Origin of the sequence: Bremerella sp. JC817, assembly GCF_040718835.1 — a bacterium.
In the GTDB taxonomy this organism is placed as follows: domain Bacteria; phylum Planctomycetota; class Planctomycetia; order Pirellulales; family Pirellulaceae; genus Bremerella.
In genome coordinates this window covers 1-889 of record NZ_JBFEFG010000020.1, presented here as the reverse complement: position 1 = coordinate 889, position 889 = coordinate 1, and the positions used below count along the sequence as shown (strand labels likewise).

General features: G+C 58.0%; 2 protein-coding genes. Both read right to left on the bottom strand.

Annotated elements, in window-relative coordinates; translation table 11 throughout:
- Positions 1-218 (bottom strand): hypothetical protein (locus tag AB1L30_RS00095; RefSeq protein ID WP_367011329.1); only part of this gene is annotated, 218 nt, incomplete at its 3' end.
- Between the two features lie 59 nt (positions 219-277).
- Positions 278-451, bottom strand: a complete 174-nt coding sequence (locus AB1L30_RS00090) for a hypothetical protein (RefSeq protein ID WP_367011328.1) — start codon at positions 449-451, stop codon at positions 278-280.
- Between the last annotated feature and the right edge of the window lie 438 nt (positions 452-889).

Below are 889 nucleotides of genomic sequence, written 5' to 3'. Positions count from 1 at the left end.
TGACCAACTATGCCTTGGCGCGGCTGGTCAGTTGGAAGAAGGTTTCGCCCCTCCCATTCGAAGCGGCCGTTTTCCCACAATCGTTTTACAAGTTCATCAAGCTGCCGGTCGTCAGCTACGCGATCCCTGCCCTGGTCGGCGCCGGTCGGATTGCGATTATCGATCTGGCGAAGAAAGAATTCGTGCACAGAAAACTGCCGGCTGATCGCGACATGCATGAGCGATTGCTTTCCAGAAGTTGGATTGCACCTGCCAACGCTGCTCTAACGGTAGCCCGTCATACCAGGCCGGAATGTCCGCCAGCGGCGGCACAGTCGCCCACGAGGTTGACTACACCTACGACATCTTCAATCGCCGCATCGTCAAAACAATCGACGCCGACGGAGCCGGCAATGTACACGCCGTCAGGGCGAAGCGTTTCGCCGACCTTGGCGTAGTCTTCCGGCCACAAGATGCAGCGGATACGTCCCTTCCTGTTCGATTGGGTTCTGGGTTGCCATCACCAGGAATGGATAAATGAACAGCGCGACCAGTCCCACTAGCCATGGACTGGCGAAGCTAACGGCCGTTAGCCATGACCCCAGCCATCGCCGCCGATGCTGCGCGAGTCCTTGATCCCCCATCTCATGAATGGCGGGATTCTCTTTTCCGGCTCGCAAGCCGGTATCGGCCAGCAGAACGCACAAGCTCGTTTTGCCGGGCGAGGCCAATTGCCAGAAGGCGTTTTCGATTCAGCCTGCGATCGCGTTAACTCACCACCGGTAGTCATACGTCGGTCCATCCTTGTGGGGGGCTTCCGGCTGTCGCGAAGCAAAGAGAAGCTGCTGATTCAGATCGTACGCCATCTGGGCGACGCTGATTGAATCCCATTGTCCCTGCATCAGCGGCC